Below are 16,517 nucleotides of genomic sequence, written 5' to 3' on the forward strand. Positions count from 1 at the left end.
ATCATACAGTTTCGATTAAAGTTCGAGTTTTCCTGCTATATGTGTGAAAATTTCCTTTTTTTTCAGCTCCATATCAACAGGCGGTGTCATATCGAACCATGTGACCTGCATTTTGTTGCGAAACCACGTCAGCTGGCGTTTCGCATACCGCCTCGAGTTCTGCTTTAGCTGTTCGACAGCATCGGAAAGTGTCACAAAACCGTCAAAATATGCATACAGCTCTTTATAGCCTATCGCCTGTATTGATTGACAGTCTCTCACGTTCTTGTCGTATAAGCGTTTCACTTCGGAAAGAAGGCCTGACTGCATCATCAAATCGACCCGCTGATTAATTCTTTCGTAAAGCGTGTCTCTATCCATTGTTAGGCCAATTAACACTGCATTGTACAGAAGTTCTCGTTTTTGTTCCTTCAAATGCTGGGACATCGTTTTTCCGGACGTATGTAAAATTTCCAGTGCGCGAATGACTCTTCTTGTATTATTCGGATGAATCGCAGCTGCTGCCTCGGGATCTGCTGCAGCAAGTTTGGCATGAAGAAAGTCAGCGCCTTCCCGCTCAGCGGCCATTTGCATGCTCTCTCGAAACACGGGATCATTTGCCTCTTCCGTAAATGTATAATCGTAAAGCACAGATTGTATATAAAGCCCTGTACCGCCGACAATCATCGGAAGCTTTCCTCTATTTGCAATCTCGCTGATTTTATTTCTTACTAAGCTTTGATAATCGGCAGTAGAGAAAGAGTCTTGGGGATCTAAAATGTCAATCAGATGATGGGGCACTCCCTCCATCTCCTGTTCGGTAATTTTAGCTGTTCCAATATCCATCCCTTTATAAATCTGCATCGAATCTCCGCTGATAATTTCCGCGTTTAAGGATTTGGCTAGCTGAATACTTAAATTGGTTTTTCCCACTGCCGTCGGTCCGACTAAAATGACAACGGGCTGCTTCGTATTATTCAATATGTATCACTCTCTTTTATAAATCTCCCCCCATTATAGCATTCAACATGGACAACCACCTATCCATTTTGCCCTTTTTTTGCATCGGTAAACATCCTTCTACCAGCCGAGCGGCTCATTGCCGACAATTTCCCTTGTCTTTCCTTTCAGGGTATGACGATGCGTTTTTCTTCTGTCATCTCCGGGATCGTACACAACCCCTCCGTACTGGATCTCAATCGGCTCGTTATAGGCCAGATACGTCTTTTCTTCGATTTCATGATAATGTGTGCCATCTGCTAAAGGAATCGCCGGTCCTGAGATTCCGTAATACCGATGAAAATGGCCGTTTTCAAATGAAGTGATCCCTGTATAGTAATGTGTATGCTGATCGGTATTTGATCCGTTTGCCGGCTGAGTAAACCCTTCAATGAGATGATAATGGCCCTGTTCTCTCGTTGTTTTGACATGATAAGCATGTGCGTGGGGCGGTGCTTTTGACCAGTCAGACTGATACAGGCCCAATGTGTTCACATCCTCCTTTTCCTCGATTCGCCCAATCAAATCCGGGCAGGGTGAATACACTGCATCATCTACACTTTATTACAGGAGGAAAGAAAACATGAACGAGTTAGAGCATTTCAGCCCTGAAGATACAAGAATATTTGGAAGACCTTTCGGATTCGGGAGACCATTTGGGTTTGGAAGACCGTTCGGATTCGGTTACGGGTTTGGAAGACCCGGATTTGGCTATGGATTTGGGTTTGGCCGGCCATTCGGATTTTTTGGAGGACCGTTTATCGGCGGCCTTGCAGGCGGGCTTATAGGAAGCGCTTTATTTAATCCTTATTTGTATGGCGGATACCCCTATTATCCGTATGCCCCGTTCCCTTATTATTATTAAACGCAAAAGACCCCTTAAAAAGGGGTCTTTTTAAGTGTGTGAAAATGAATCTCTTGACTCATACATAGGCATACACTAATATTTTTCTAGCTGAAGTTTTTTCTAATCTAAAAATATAGTGAGGAGAATTCATGATGTTGATAGGATATATATTCCTCACGATTGCCATATGTTCGGAATCGATAGGAGCAGCCATGCTGAAGGTATCTGATGGCTTCAAAAAGTGGAAGCCAAGTGCTTTGGTCGTTATTGGCTATTCCCTCGCCTTTTATATGCTGTCCCTGACTTTAAACCATATTCCCCTGAGCCTCTCCTATGCGACTTGGAGCGGGGCGGGCACGGTGCTGACGACAGTGATCGGAGTAAAATGGTTCAAGGAAGATCTGAATGCCAAAGGGCTTATCGGGATTCTTTTATTACTATCAGGGGTCGTGTTACTTAATTGGCAGTAAAGGAGTGATGAAGATGAGAGGATTGCTTTATTTGGCTCTCGCCATTGTATCTGAAGTGTTTGGGAGCACGATGCTGAAGCTTTCAGAAGGATTTACACAAGCCTGGCCCATTGCCGGAGTCATAGTCGGATTTCTTTCTGCTTTTACGTTTCTAAGCTTTTCTTTAAAAACAATTGACTTATCAAGCGCGTATGCAACATGGTCGGGCGTCGGTACCGCGCTTACAGCAATTGTCGGGTTTTTGCTTTTTGGCGAAACCATCAGTTTAAAAGGTGTATTTGGTCTCACGCTTGTCATTGCAGGCGTGGTCGTGCTAAATCAATCGAAAGCCCACGCTGAAGATAAAAAACAGACGGTCTGTGAGTGACCGTCTGTTTTCTTTATTCTCCACCCAGTTTCACAGAGGCTTCAAGCTGCAGCTCGACATTTCCTTGAATTGCACGCGAAATCATGCATGACGACTCCGCTTTTTTACAAAGCTTGTGCGCCAATGCGACGTCGTCTTGTGAAGCATCATGTTTAAGCACGACAGAGGGACGGTGAATGATCTTTTTGTATGTAAAGACTCCTTTTGTGACGTCGACAATGCCTTCTGACTCCATCTGTAAGTCTTCTTTTTCCAGCCCGCTTCTCTCCATCATCGCTGCAAGTGTAATAATGTAACAGGTCGCTGCCGCCCCGAGAAGCATTTCATCTGGGTTGGTCCCTTCTCCCGGGCCATCCATTTCTTTAGGAATGGAAATCGATGTGATCAGGTTTCCGCTTTCAATCGTACCGACATCATTGCGGTTACCCGGCCAATTCGCTTTTAAATAAAAATGATGATCTGCCATTGTTTTGCCTCCTTTTTTATCCTATTTCAGTCTACTGATCTTCTCTTATTTTGTCTTCTGATCTGCTTGTTACGAATACTCTTTTTCCAGGACACCTTTGATCGCACTGACATAAGCATAAAATTCACTGTTCTTTGTGTATTTTCTATTTTTATAATAAAAATCATCAAAAAATGCTTCTCTCTGCTCACGGCTGATTTCCAGCTGGATACTTAGCCCCGTTTCCCCTTGATTATTAATGTTTTCGGCATTCAATCCAGCAAGACCGCTTTTAGACGACGCTAACTCAGCGGAAAACCCTCTCCGCTCAAGGGCTCTCACAATCATTTTAGCCCGCTTTCGGTCTGTTCCCCCTACAAGCGTATTCTTGTTCTCTCCTTTATATCCGTGAAAAGCCACCACATATTGATGCTCCTTGATTTTCTTTTTTGCCAATGGCTCATCAAAGTTGGTGCTTGTAATGTGCAGCGTTTGGTTATCGTGGGACTTCAACCCTTCAAACAGGTATGTAGAGTATTCATTATTGAAATAACGAACAAGCTCACTTACTCCGCCTTCAATTCTTCCGCCATGCGGAGACATAATTAAGACTTTGCTTCCTTTTTTCTCATTATATGAAATATCGTAATCGGCTGGGCTCTCATTCTCTGCCAAGCTGCTGAAATTTGAATATGTATCTGGCTGATTTGATGGTTCAGGTTCCAATGAGTAATGAACATATCTCAAGAACAAGACAATGGCTAAGACTAATATGACATTTAGTAAAAATCTTCTCATGTTTAACTCCTTTCATAAGAATGGCGCGGTTCATTATATGAGGTTTAGCCAATAGGTTTTATCTTACCATTGTATACACAATATCATCAGTGAAAAAGTTCCCGGTTTCAAAAAATCAATTGATTGTCACGGTTATTAGCGGTTCATTTCAAATAAGAGTGAAAAAAGGTTGAGAGGAAAGACAAAAAAGGTAGGAACAACCTCACTTGGCAAATAAATGTATATAGGTTTAAGGAGGGTTTTAGTAACAGGCTGCCCGGTTGCTGAGACGGACAGCTGTTACCGGCCTGCAGAATAGAGATTTTGCTTATTTGTTCTCACAAAATCACAGGAGAGGATAGAGTCCAATAAAAATGTTCTGATCTGTTGTTTCGAAAAACAAAATGCTTTGATTTTCGTTTTGCTTTTCTGTCTCACAATAATCGTTCTTTTACTAATCGTTCCGTCTTTCTTCATATATATAATGCTGATTGGCATTTGGCTTTCCAAAGATCGGTGCAAGTAGAAATTCATACGGTTGCTCTCCCCTTCCCAGTTTGATATGATCACATTATAATACGAACAAACGTTCTTTTTCAATCCCCAATGATTTCCTCAACTTCTGAATCTATTGTATCTAATGCGAAAGATTCAGAAAAACAAACTCTTGTCTGTCTCTTATAGAAGACAAACAAACTTACCAAACCTATCATCTGTTCATAGAGTATACAGAGAACCTTATAATAGGAGGAAAATACATGTTTGGGTACTCTATGGTACAAATGGTGAGAGCAAATGCTCACAAGCTAGATTGGCCGTTACGGGAAACCGTATTGCAGCTTTACAAGCCCTTCAAATGGACTCCTTGCTTCTTGCATAAATTTTTCGAAACCAAATTGCAAAACAGAAAAAAAATGTCAGTCATTATCGAATTTGAGGAAGGCTGTCACGAGACCGGCTTTCAAATGGCTGGAGAGGTGCTGCAAAAAGAAAAACGCAGCAAGCTAAAAAGCCGCTTCAACAAAATCAACTGCTGCAGCGCGGAGGTTACTCCTTCAGCATTACATTCCCTTCTCTCTGAATGCAGCAATATCCGTAAAGTGTATTTAAACCGCGAAGTCAAAGCGCTTTTAGACACGGCAACCGAAGCAAGCCATGCGAAGGAAGTCGTCAGAAACGGGCAAACCCTGACAGGAAAAGGTGTTACTGTCGCTGTTGTCGATACAGGAATCTACCCGCATCCTGATCTAGAAGGCAGAATTATCGGATTCGCGGACATGGTCAATCAAAAAACAGAGCCATACGATGATAATGGTCATGGCACACACTGTGCAGGTGATGTCGCAAGCAGCGGTGCATCCTCTTCCGGTCAATACCGCGGACCTGCACCGGAAGCCAATCTCATCGGCGTAAAGGTATTAAACAAACAGGGTTCAGGAACGTTAGCAGATATTATAGAGGGTGTTGAGTGGTGTATTCAATACAATGAGGACAACCCAGATGAACCGATTGATATTATTAGCATGTCGCTCGGGGGCGATGCCCTTAGATATGATCATGAACAGGAAGATCCGTTAGTCAGAGCGGTTGAAGAAGCGTGGAACGCAGGGATTGTCGTCTGTGTCGCTGCCGGAAACTCAGGCCCTGATTCGCAGACCATTGCAAGCCCGGGCGTGAGCGAAAAGGTGATTACAGTAGGTGCGCTTGACGATAACAATACTGCAAGCAGCAATGATGATACTGTCGCTTCCTTCTCAAGCCGCGGCCCGACAGTATATGGGAAAGAAAAGCCTGATATTTTAGCGCCGGGTGTTAATATTATTTCCCTTCGCTCTCCGAATTCTTATATTGATAAGCTCCAAAAGTCAAGCCGTGTAGGGTCTCAGTACTTTACAATGTCAGGAACCTCGATGGCAACACCGATTTGCGCAGGAATCGCAGCTTTAATTCTTCAGCAAAACCCGGATCTTACCCCCGATGAAGTAAAAGAGCTTTTGAAAAACGGCACGGACAAATGGAAAGATGAAGATCCGAATATCTACGGAGCGGGCGCTGTCAACGCAGAAAATTCCGTCCCCGGCCAATAAAAAGCACCAAAAAGCCGGCAATTCTCTCTCAGCAGAACTGCCGGTTTTTTCGTTTGAATATTCATAATCATAAGGTAAAATAATGGAAAATAGATGAAGGAAGTGAAGAAAGTGCCATATTATATCTGCAATACATGCGGTGTGCAACATGCACAGACTGTAGATCCGCCCAACTCGTGTCTGATTTGCGAGGATGAAAGGCAGTATATTCATCCCGATGGACAAACTTGGACAACTCTTGAAGACATGCGTGAGAAAGGAAACCTTCAAAACATCCTCCAAAAGGAAGAAGAGCATCTTTACAGCATCAAAACTGAACCAGAGTTTGCGATTGGACAAACAGCCCATCTTATCCAGCATAAGGGCTTCAATGTGCTGTGGGATTGCATGACATATCTTGACCAAAAGACAATTGACCAAATCAACGAATTAGGCGGTATTCAAGCCATCGCCTTGTCTCATCCGCATTATTACTCTACTCAGGTTGAGTGGGCTGAAGCGTTTCAGGCGCCGATCTATATCCATGAGGATGATAAAGAATGGGTGACAAGGCCAAGCAATCACATTCACTTCTGGTCAGGGGAAACGCTCAACGTAAAGCCGGGACTGGACCTTTACCGACTAGGCGGACATTTTAAAGGCGGTGCTGTTTTGCATTGGAGCAAGGGCAATGAAGGGAAAGGGTGTCTATTGACCGGAGATATCATTACGGTTGCGGCGGACCGAAACTGGGTCAGCTTTATGTACAGCTACCCAAATCTCATTCCCCTTCCCGCCTCCAAAGTTGAAGAAATAGCAGCCAAAGTAAAACCGCTTCAATTCAACCGGCTTTACAATGCTTTTTCTAAAGTTGTCAAAGAAAATGCCAGTGAAGCGGTCCAGCGTTCTGCCGTACGCTATATCAAGGCTCTCAACAGCGAATTGTTTCATACATAAAGAGTGAGGCGGCTCTTTTCCGTGTAAAAGATGCAGCAATTGGGAATAGTATCGTGTAAATCAAAAGGAGGAATATTGATGGCACACACGAATACACAGCTTTCTCAATGGCTGGAATCAAAAGTCGGCCAGACGCTTGATATTAGAAAAGGTGAATTGACCCATGATGAAGAGATATCAGACTTGGATCAGATTGTTCTCCACCTTCAAAAAGTGGCTATACGCAGTACGAATCATCCTGATGATTATGTTGCGAAAGAAGAGCTGGTTTTAGAAGGCGAAGGAACAACATTCACTGAGGACGGAAACGTACCGCTTCCGCAAAATGCCTATGAGATTCCTTTATTAGGTGACATTCATATTCACCAAGAAAACGAAGGGTTGAAGGTCGTAACAGATCGTGCAGTATATACAATTGATATCCAGCACAGCTGACAGTCACTTTCATCAAAATAATACAGCGTAGCGCCTTTGAGCTTTCGTTCAAAGGCGCTGCTTTATATCGAGCCGTTTTTCACTTTTTTCGTTCTTCACCCTATTGAATGACTCCTAAAATAGATATATAGTTTTAGAGACAGGATTACATTTCAAATCATTCTGTTTTTTGTAAACTAATTCAGCAATTTGATTCATCTATTTACCCTATTAGGCGAGGAGAATGCAAATGGAAAAATTGATGTTTCATCCGCATGGTAAAGAGTTTCATCACAATCCTTTTTCAGTTTTAGGGCGATTTAGAGAGAAAGAGCCCATTCACCGATTTGAATTAAAACGGTTCGGAGCCACATATCCGGCCTGGTTAATTACCCGATACGATGATTGTATGGCCTTTTTAAAAGACAATCGAATTACAAGAGACGTAAAAAATGTGATGAACCAAGAACAAATCAAAATGCTCAACGTTAGTGAAGATATCGATTTTGTATCCGATCATATGCTGGCAAAAGACACACCTGACCATACCCGCCTGAGATCACTTGTTCATCAAGCATTTACTCCCCGAACCATTGAAAATCTGCGCGGCAGCATTGAACAAATTGCTGAACAGCTTTTAGATGAAATGGAAAAAGAAAATAAAGCGGATATTATGAAATCCTTCGCTTCCCCTTTGCCTTTTATTGTTATATCTGAATTGATGGGAATCCCAAAAGAAGATCGGTCACAGTTTCAAATCTGGACCAATGCGATGGTTGATACCTCTGAAGGTAATAGAGAGCTGACAAATCAGGCCCTTCGTGAATTTAAAGATTATATCGCCAAGCTGATCCATGACAGAAGGATAAAGCCAAAAGACGATTTAATCAGCAAACTTGTGCATGCTGAGGAAAACGGCAGCAAGTTAAGCGAAAAAGAGCTCTATTCGATGCTGTTCTTGCTCGTTGTAGCCGGCCTTGAGACGACTGTTAACTTACTCGGCTCAGGCACCCTCGCATTGCTGCAGCACATGAAGGAATGTGAGAAGCTCAAGCAGCATCCTGAAATGATCGCTAGAGCGGTTGAAGAATTGCTGCGATACACCTCACCTGTCGTTATGATGGCAAATCGGTGGGTCATCGAAGACTTTACATATAAGGGGCATTCGATCAAACGAGGAGACATGATTTTTATAGGCATTGGATCTGCCAATCGCGACCCGAATTTTTTTGAGAACCCCGAAATATTAAATATAAATCGGTCGCCTAACAGACATATTTCTTTCGGTTTTGGCATTCATTTCTGCTTAGGAGCGCCTCTTGCCAGGCTGGAAGGCCACATTGCATTTAACGCACTTCTGAAGAGATTTCCTGATATTGAACTTGCGGTTGCACCTGAAGACATTCAATGGAGAAAAAATGTCTTTTTAAGAGGATTAGAAAGTCTCCCTGTTTCACTTTCAAAATAACATTCAAAACGCCCCCTTTTAAAAGAGGGGGCGTTTGTGTTTTCTCAGCGCTTCACCAATTCATCTGTTTCTTTTTCTTCCCTCGCTTCATGTTTCTTCCGGAAAGCCTTAAGGAAATTCGCATTCACTACTCCCCTGTTTGAATAAAGCTTTTCACAAAATTCTAACATGGCTGTTGACGCTTTCGGTTCGGTTAATATCATGAAGTGGTTGCTAGAATCGACATCCACCAGGTGGAAATGGGGAATTTGCCGCTCCCATTCCTCCCAATAAGCAGCTTGATCAAACGGTCCTTTTTCATTTGATAAAGTGAAATAAGTGTCTAAATCACCAAAGAAAGACCTGCTTTTGTTGCGGAAATAATAACATTTTACCGTCTCAGGATCAGGGAGAGGCTTAACAGTGTACGACTCCAAATCATAGGCGAGCTGTGTTTTCATCATTTGCTGAGCCTGCGCACGTATTTGCTTATTTGGTTTGTTTAGCCCTCGTTCTTTTGCCAAGTCAATCAACTCAGACAGGAATTCTTCATCCTCTAAGCTTATGTCCACCTCTTCACGGCTGATGAGAACATCCGTAAGCTTTTCCCGTTTCACAATCGATGCCAGCATCGTATTAATTGTTTGCAGCATTGACGTTTTCATAGATGCCTCATTCTCTTTTGTCTCAGAACGATATGGGGAGTCAATCATCATCATGCTTTTGACAGCAAGGCCTTGGCTTTGCAGCTGACGAGTGACTTCATATGCAATCATCCCGCCTAAGGAATATCCGCCTACATCATAAGGACCTTCAGGCTGTATGGATCGAATGATCTCTATATAATAGGAAGCCATTTGTTCAATTCCGTGCAAAGGAGCAGAATCAGTCATGAATCCTCTGGCTTGAATGCCGTAAAAAGGGCGCTGGCTCTTTTGTGCAAATTGCTGATAGATTTCAACTCCTCCTACTCCGCCATGGAACCAAAAGACAGGGCGCCCCCGCTTGCCGTCATTTAACGGTATTAATTCCGGAAACGTGCGAGCTTGATCATTTTGTAAGGATGTATCCTCCTGTTTCTTTGCGATCAAGTCCATCATGTCCTGAACAGTATGGCATGCTTGAAGCTCCGTCAAGGCAATGAGAGGGTCCACCTTTGATTGCAATTGCTGTAATAACTGTATGCAAGAAATTGAATCAAATCCATACTCCTGCAATGGCTTATGAGGCTGCAGTTCATCCGGAGCCATCCCTAGTACATTTGCTAATATGTGATGATCGCTGCTGTTGTTGATACGCTCATCCTGTGAAACAGAAGGCGTATTCTCTACTGCTTGAAAGCCGTTCCAGCAGCTTCTCTTTTCAAATGGATAGGTTGGCAACGGTATTCTGCGGGCACCTTTTCCTTGATAAAGCTTTTCCCATGGGATTTGCACCCCTTTTGTCCAGCAAAACGCGATCTTTTCAAGGTTGTTTTCAGACAACAAAGTCTCGATCACCATTTCTCTTAATGGACCATCCAGCAAGGCTTCGATATCTGACGAGCCATTTTCTGCATTTCCGCTAAAGACAGGTACAGAACTCTTCGGCTTATCGCCTTTTTCTGCTAAGCAGGCTTGCAAGCCGATTACCAGTTCTTCTTTACTGCGGACGACGAGCGCCAGGCGATCTTCCATTTCCTCTCGGCCGGTTTGGAGTGTATAAGTATAATCTTGTAATGACAGTGCTTGTTGTTTATTCACATAGTCAAGCTGCTGTTGAACAATTGCTTTTAGCCCGTCTTGATTCTTTGCAGAAAGAACCACAATGTGGGCACCATTCTCACTCATACTAACAGGTGGTTTTGGTAAAGGAATATATTCTTCTAAAATGACGTGCGCATTTACGCCTCCAAAGCTATAGCTGTTGATACTCGCTCTGCGCGGAACTTTTTTGCCTGCAGCGTCACTTAAATCCCCCCATTGCTGATTCTTGGCAGTCACTCGGAAACGGGTGCCCTTTAATGACACCTGGTCATTCAAAGACGAAAATCCGGTTATGCCTGGTATTGTTTGATGCTTCATCGCCATGCTGACCTTCATAAGAGCAGCCATGCCTGATACGAGTTCACCGTGTCCGATGCTCGGCTTTAAGCTGCTGATATAACATGGCGCTTCCTCCCGTACTTCCTGTGGAAGTTCCAATTCGAGCTGACTGCAGCCTGACTTTAACGCCTCTATTTCTATCGCGTCTGCCAATGGAGAGGCGATCCCATGTGCTTCTATATAGGTCACCGTTTTGGGATCAATTTGCGCTCCTTGATAAGCCTTCAGCATTGCATCCTTCATGCCGGCCGGATTTGGCGCGTGAAGTGACATTCCCCTGCCGCCATGCGATACACCTGAACCTTTAATAACCGAATAAATATGGTCAGAATCTTCAATGGCTTTTTGCAATGGTTTAATGATGAGAACTCCTGCTCCTTCACTTCTGACAAAGCCATTTGCATCTGCTTGAAAGGATTTGGCCTGTCCTTTCTCACTCAAATAGCCCATTGAGTCAAAGCCAATAAAGCCTTTTGGTGAAAGCAGCAAATTCACAGCCCCGACAATGGCTTGCTCACATTCGCCGTTTCGAATGGATTGTATAGCTCTGTGCAAAGCCACGAGAGCTGAGGAACAGGCAGCTTCATAATATTCACTTGGCCCTTTTACATCAAGTGCATAGGATATACGGTTTGGAATTAGGGAAGGAACCACAGCTGTATCCGTATTGCCGGCTGCGACAAATACTCCTGTCGGGCGGCTGGATACAACCTGCCCTGTTAAGCCTGCATCTTCCATCGCCTTCCATGCATGTATCAAGAGCAGAAACTCCTGTGGGTCCATATGCGCCGCTTCTTTAGGCGATATGCCAAAAAACAGGGGATCAAACTCACCTATTCCTTCTATAAAACCGCCCCATTGAAGGCTTGATTGCCCTTCCTTATCGGCTGCGGCATATTTGCGCCAGTCCCAGCGGTCTTTCGGCACTTCAGAGACACAGTTGTTTCCTTGGATAAGGTTATCCCAAAATTCCGTTACGCTGTTTGCTTTCGGAAACTGTCCCGACATGCCGATAATGGCTATGCCGTCTGCCGCGTGTTCGATTGTTTTATCCGTGTTCGTCTCGTATGCCGGAATCTGTTTCATTTGGTTTTCGATTTGAGCTGGGCGTTCTTCCTGCTGATGATCTTCACCAAACAGCTGAGCAAAAGATGCTTCATGTTTGTCCGCAAAAAAGCCGATTAGCTCTTGAATAGTCGGATACTCAAAAAACAGAGTCGGATTTAATTCGATCTTTGTCTCTGCTTCCATCTCCCTTGTCAGTGCAACCAATTGAGAAGAATCGATTCCAAAATCCATGATATGCGCTTTTGCAAGAGACAATTTTGACGGATCGGCCATGTTTACTGCCAGTTTATCTGTTACATAGCTTCTGATACGATCTTTCAGATTGCTGGCTTTGATGGCCTTATTTTGATTTCCTCTTTGATTCGAAATACGAAGCTGTTTAAGCGAGTAGCCCGAGTAGTGCAGCACTGTTTCTGACGACTCATTGATCACATCTACATCAAACAGCAGCATGTCACCTGTATTCTTAACCAATGTAATCAAAAGCCAGCAATCCCCTTTTATCGTTTGCTTTGTAAACTGGATATCATTGATTCCAAACGGCAGGAAGCCGCCTGTCATGTCAAACTGCTCTAAGAAACTGAGGATAGCCAAGTACGCGCTGTTTGTCATCAATGGGCTTACAATGTAATGGTGCCCGTTTGCCAGCCCGCTTTGGGGCAGGCGAATTTTTGCCAGTATAGACTTGTGATCTCTGTAGAGATGAGTAATTGTCTTAAATAACTCTCCCCATTCAGGACCGTTTCCGGTTTTATACATCTGATCGATGTGATGAAGCTTAGTTAATGAATGCTTAACGTTCTCGATATTGACTTTTTTTGGCTCAAAAGAACCGATTCCGCATTGTCCGATTGCGGCAGGCTTCCACAAACCAGAGGACGGCTCGCGATACATGATTTGCAGTTCTATGACTTGATCTTTTTGCAGCGGCTTTGCCTGAAGTTCAATGGTCTCGCCTTGTTTGATGACAATTGGACTGATATAACTTAATTTGCTGATACGGCCGCTGTTTTCCTCAGGGAACAGGTTAAAAAATGCTTCAATGGCCAGACTGCCATATGTGGCACCGACAAGCACCCGTTCATTGTTGAAGACGTGTCCTTGAACGTAAGGCTCATCATAAGTGAATTGATCTTGAATGACCGGCTGATTAATATTGTCTTCAACATCTGACGATTTCTCATTGATAGACGATACATCGAAATGAAATGATGTATTATGGTCAAATGCATAGTGAGGCAGATGAACCCAGCCTGTTCGGTTCCCTATATCAGCTTCTTTAAAAGCAATCGATGCCCCTTGTGCCCATTGCTCTGCTGCGTTTATTTCTCTATCCCTAGATGCTGATTCCGCACATGGCTGTAAATCGAATGATGTATAGATGCCTTGCTGGAGTGAGCTTTCTCTTGATGTTCGGAACACCTTTAGTTTTTCGAACAGCTCTTGAGTCGATGTCACTGTAAATGCAGCCCTATGCTCTAAATTATGGTTTCTCCTGTGTAAAGCCTGTACAACGGGTTCAATATCCAGAGAAGCTTCCTTCTCTAAAAACAATTGCATATTTTCTAGATAGCTAAGCAGGCTCCATTTTGTTTTGGCTGAAAAAACGGCAGTGAATTCCTGCTGGCGGGGAGCGATATGTTCTTTCTCAGGGGCCGTCTCCATATATTCTTCTATAATAAGATTGGCATAGGCTCCCCCCGCTCCGAAGGAATTGATCATGCTTCTGCGTGGCAATTGTTTTCCAGTTTCAGGATCATTCAAGCGATGCCATGGCTCTGTTTCTTCCTGAAGATAGAAAGCCGTGTGTTCCAGCTTAATATTTGGATTGACAGGCATCGCATTAATTGTCGGCACCAGCGTCCCTTTCTTCATCTGCAGCAGCACTTTTGTCAGCTGAGAAATACCGGAAGCCGCCTCTAAATGCCCCAGATTGGATTTGACAGAGCCTATCGCACAAAACTGTTTCTTGTTTGTATATTGTTGAAACGCGTTTGTTAAGGCAATTACTTCAATAGGATCGCCCAGCGCCGAACCATTTGCCGCCGATTCAATATAGCCGATAGTCTCTGGATCAATGCCCGACTTCTGAATCGACTTGACAATTAACTTTGCTTGCTGTTTCGGGTCCGGAGCTGTATACATCTGTCTTCCGCCGCTATGGTTGGCAAAACTGCTTTTGATCACAGCGTAAATATGATCCTGATCTTCCATTGCCTTCGAAAGCGGTTTTAACAGGACAGCTCCAATGCCTTCCCCGGGAATAAGCCCGTTTCCTGTGCCAAAACTTTTGCTTTGATTGCCGCTTCCCAGCAGATTGGCACGCTCCAAAGAATCATATTTAGAAAGATCGAGTGTTAAATTGACACCCCCAGCAATCGCCATTGAGCAGTTTTTCAATTTCAGGCTTTCACACGCAAGATGTATGGCGTTTAATGAACTAGAGCATGCTGAGCTGACAGCGATACTCGGTCCGGTCAGGTTAAAAAAGTGGGAAACGCGATTTGCAATGTGCCAGTCTCCCCCATTTGAGCTGAGGACTGCCTGCTCTAAAGATGGGATATTCCAAAAATACTGGTTATACATATTCCCTATAAAAATACCTACTCCGTCATCATCCCGCAATTTATCCAGCCGGGTTCGCGTATAGCCGCCGTCCTCAAACGTTTCCCAGACGGTTTCTAAACATAAACGGAGTTCCGGTGTCATTTCCATCACCCGGTTTTGCTCCACCTCAAAAAGCTGATGGTCAAATGCCTCTATATCTTGTAAAAATCCGCCATAGCGTTTCTTATTTGCCGGCTTTTTTGGATCTTTTGATAATGTTTTCAATAAAGATGTGCGCCATCTTGATTCCGGTGCCTCTGTAATACAATTGTCTCCGGCGATTAAATGCCCCCAAAGCTCTTCTAAACTGTTAGACATCGGATAGCGCCCGCTTACCCCGATTATTGCGATATCTTCTGTAATAGAATCATTAAAATGTGTTCCTTGCAAATTACTTGTCTTTTCTTTTTTTGGTGGTTCGGTATTTGCTAGCTGAGTTTCAGTGACTTCCTGCTCTGTAACAAAGCGGCGTGTATGAAAAGTAAATGGCTTATTAGGATCTGTACGCTCTGTTTGAAGTGGAGCTTCATTTTTTGCAGGCTTCGTTTTTTCCTTTAACAATGCTGTCCGGAGCTTATTTTCATGCCCCTTTACTAAATATTCGACGAGTTCTTTTGTGTTGTTATGTTCAAATAAAATGGTTTTTGGAAGCTCTCCCGTCACTTTTTCTAATTCACGAATGAAATTCACCTGCAAAATCGAATCAATTCCATACTTCTCAAATGTCGTATCTTCGTGAATACGTTCTGGTGATAGTTTGATTGATTTTGCCAGCGTATGCTTCACAAATTGTGCCGTTTGTTCGATGAGAGAATCGCTTTCCTGTGAATGATCGATTTCAGCATTCATTTGTATATGGCTTGGATCTTCTTCTGCCCCCGTTCTCTTCTTTTGACGGACGACTCCGTTACTTTCAGCGGCAATGATCTGCTGGCCGAGCTGATGCGATTGTTCAGCCATAAAGGAAACATAGCGAAATCCTTCACTCTCAAGCACCGTTTTCCAAGTATCCGGATACAGGCCCGGGCAGCCCGGAATGCGGAGATCAGGATCCTCATACAGCCACCAGCCCTCTAAAAGGCCGAACGTCAAATGCGAATATATATTATGATCACTTATTTCATTTAAAAGGAGCAGCCCGTTTTTTTTCAAAACTGCTTTTGCATTTCGCAATGTCTGCCGGATATTTTTTGTGGCATGAAGCACATTTGCCGCGATGACCGCGTCGTAGCCTCCCGCATCAATATGCTGTTCAGACGCCGGCTCCTCGACATTAAATCGTTTATATGTCAAATATGGATTGTCAGGACCATACTTATTTTCTGCATGCATTAAAAAAGCTTTAGACAGATCTGTATAACAATATTCTTTTATATGTGTCTGCCATGCTTTCAATTTTTGAAAAACAGCCGCGCTTGTCCCGCCGGTCCCAGCTCCGATTTCTAATATTCGAATCTTCGCCTCAGGCTCTTGCTTCAGGCGTTCTTGCAGATAGGCTGTTAACGTATCTGCAAGAACATCATTAAAATAGTCTGCGACTTGATTGTTTTTATAGACCCCTTCTACTAAATCCATAGATGAATTCGGAAACAGGATATCGGTGGCTGACGCCTTGCCGGTCAGAATCTCCGGCAAGGCTTTAAGTGCTGTCTCCACCAATGTCACCATGGCTTTCATATTATGATCTTGAAGCAGGTCAGATTTTTGTTCATTCCATTCTTTCCACAGCTCGCTCATGGTGCCTATTGAACGTGTTGGAACATATCCGTTCTCCGTTCGCTTGAGAAATTGATGCCGTTCTAAAATCGATTGGCTTTCTTCAAACCATCTGCCATAGAAATTCTCCAATACCGGCTGGGATTTACTTTCTGTGAAAAACCCTATGGACTGTAATTGTGCGAAAAGCATTTTACAGAGAATGTCTTCTGTGTTCAGCATTGGCGCTCCCCCTCCTATAACAGTTGTTGAATCTTTGTGCTGTCACCCGGGT

The 16,517-nt window shown here is 43.6% G+C and carries 13 protein-coding genes; 7 read left to right on the forward strand and 6 right to left on the reverse strand.

Going from position 1 to position 16,517, the window contains the following annotated elements; translation table 11 throughout:
- Nucleotides 1-15 precede the first annotated feature (15 nt).
- Both miaA and SB658_RS06065 read right to left on the reverse strand, forming a co-directional pair.
- Entirely contained in the window at nt 16-960 is a 945-nt protein-coding gene (gene miaA, locus SB658_RS06060) for a tRNA (adenosine(37)-N6)-dimethylallyltransferase MiaA (RefSeq protein WP_124059880.1), read from the reverse strand.
- Nucleotides 961-1,059: 99 nt separating this feature from the next.
- Complete coding sequence (locus tag SB658_RS06065) at nt 1,060-1,473, reverse strand: YmaF family protein (RefSeq protein WP_080332238.1); 414 nt, start codon at nt 1,471-1,473, stop codon at nt 1,060-1,062.
- An 88-nt stretch (nt 1,474-1,561) separates the two neighbouring features.
- Between SB658_RS06065 and SB658_RS06070 the strand changes: the two genes are divergently transcribed.
- The 3 genes from SB658_RS06070 to ebrB all read left to right on the forward strand — a co-directional run bounded on the left by SB658_RS06070 (nt 1,562) and on the right by ebrB (nt 2,662).
- Nucleotides 1,562-1,843, forward strand: a complete 282-nt coding sequence (locus SB658_RS06070; RefSeq protein ID WP_015715926.1) for a hypothetical protein — start codon at nt 1,562-1,564, stop codon at nt 1,841-1,843.
- A gap of 134 nt (nt 1,844-1,977) precedes the next feature.
- Nucleotides 1,978-2,295, forward strand: coding sequence for a multidrug efflux SMR transporter subunit EbrA (gene ebrA / locus SB658_RS06075; RefSeq protein ID WP_015483253.1), 318 nt, complete (start codon nt 1,978-1,980; stop codon nt 2,293-2,295).
- A 13-nt stretch (nt 2,296-2,308) separates the two neighbouring features.
- Nucleotides 2,309-2,662, forward strand: a complete 354-nt coding sequence (ebrB, locus tag SB658_RS06080) for a multidrug efflux SMR transporter subunit EbrB (protein ID WP_014476870.1) — start codon at nt 2,309-2,311, stop codon at nt 2,660-2,662.
- Nucleotides 2,663-2,675: 13 nt separating this feature from the next.
- On the opposite strand, the gene SB658_RS06085 is transcribed toward ebrB, so the two are convergent.
- The 3 genes from SB658_RS06085 to SB658_RS06095 form a co-directional block, all read right to left on the reverse strand.
- Nucleotides 2,676-3,128: an OsmC family protein gene (locus SB658_RS06085; protein ID WP_003231775.1), complete on the reverse strand. Its 453-nt coding sequence runs from the start codon at nt 3,126-3,128 to the stop codon at nt 2,676-2,678.
- A gap of 69 nt (nt 3,129-3,197) precedes the next feature.
- Entirely contained in the window at nt 3,198-3,905 is a 708-nt protein-coding gene (locus tag SB658_RS06090; protein ID WP_003245758.1) for a poly-gamma-glutamate hydrolase family protein, read from the reverse strand.
- Between the two features lie 279 nt (nt 3,906-4,184).
- A complete protein-coding gene (locus tag SB658_RS06095) occupies nt 4,185-4,418 on the reverse strand; it encodes a hypothetical protein (protein ID WP_014476869.1) in 234 nt (77 codons plus the stop codon).
- 224 nt (nt 4,419-4,642) lie between these two features.
- On the opposite strand from SB658_RS06095, the gene aprX reads away from it, so the two are divergent.
- The 4 genes from aprX (at nt 4,643) to SB658_RS06115 (ending at nt 8,789) form a co-directional block, all read left to right on the forward strand.
- A complete protein-coding gene (gene aprX, locus SB658_RS06100; protein WP_144500760.1) occupies nt 4,643-5,971 on the forward strand; it encodes a serine protease AprX in 1,329 nt (442 codons plus the stop codon).
- 111 nt (nt 5,972-6,082) lie between these two features.
- The gene (locus SB658_RS06105; protein ID WP_029317822.1) at nt 6,083-6,907 is read left to right on the forward strand and encodes an MBL fold metallo-hydrolase; all 825 of its coding nucleotides are present in this window, start codon (nt 6,083-6,085) and stop codon (nt 6,905-6,907) included.
- Nucleotides 6,908-6,985: 78 nt separating this feature from the next.
- A complete protein-coding gene (gene ymzB / locus SB658_RS06110; protein ID WP_003231786.1) occupies nt 6,986-7,342 on the forward strand; it encodes a protein YmzB in 357 nt (118 codons plus the stop codon).
- Nucleotides 7,343-7,571: 229 nt separating this feature from the next.
- The gene (locus SB658_RS06115) at nt 7,572-8,789 is read left to right on the forward strand and encodes a cytochrome P450 family protein (RefSeq protein WP_144500761.1); all 1,218 of its coding nucleotides are present in this window, start codon (nt 7,572-7,574) and stop codon (nt 8,787-8,789) included.
- Between the two features lie 44 nt (nt 8,790-8,833).
- Here SB658_RS06115 and SB658_RS06120 read toward each other — a convergent pair whose 3' ends face one another.
- Nucleotides 8,834-16,465 (reverse strand): beta-ketoacyl synthase N-terminal-like domain-containing protein, encoded by a 7,632-nt coding sequence (locus tag SB658_RS06120; protein WP_144500762.1) that lies wholly within the window; start codon nt 16,463-16,465, stop codon nt 8,834-8,836.
- Between the last annotated feature and the right edge of the window lie 52 nt (nt 16,466-16,517).

This window comes from Bacillus sp. SIMBA_008 (genome assembly GCF_046535495.1).
Lineage (GTDB): Bacteria > Bacillota > Bacilli > Bacillales > Bacillaceae > Bacillus > Bacillus subtilis.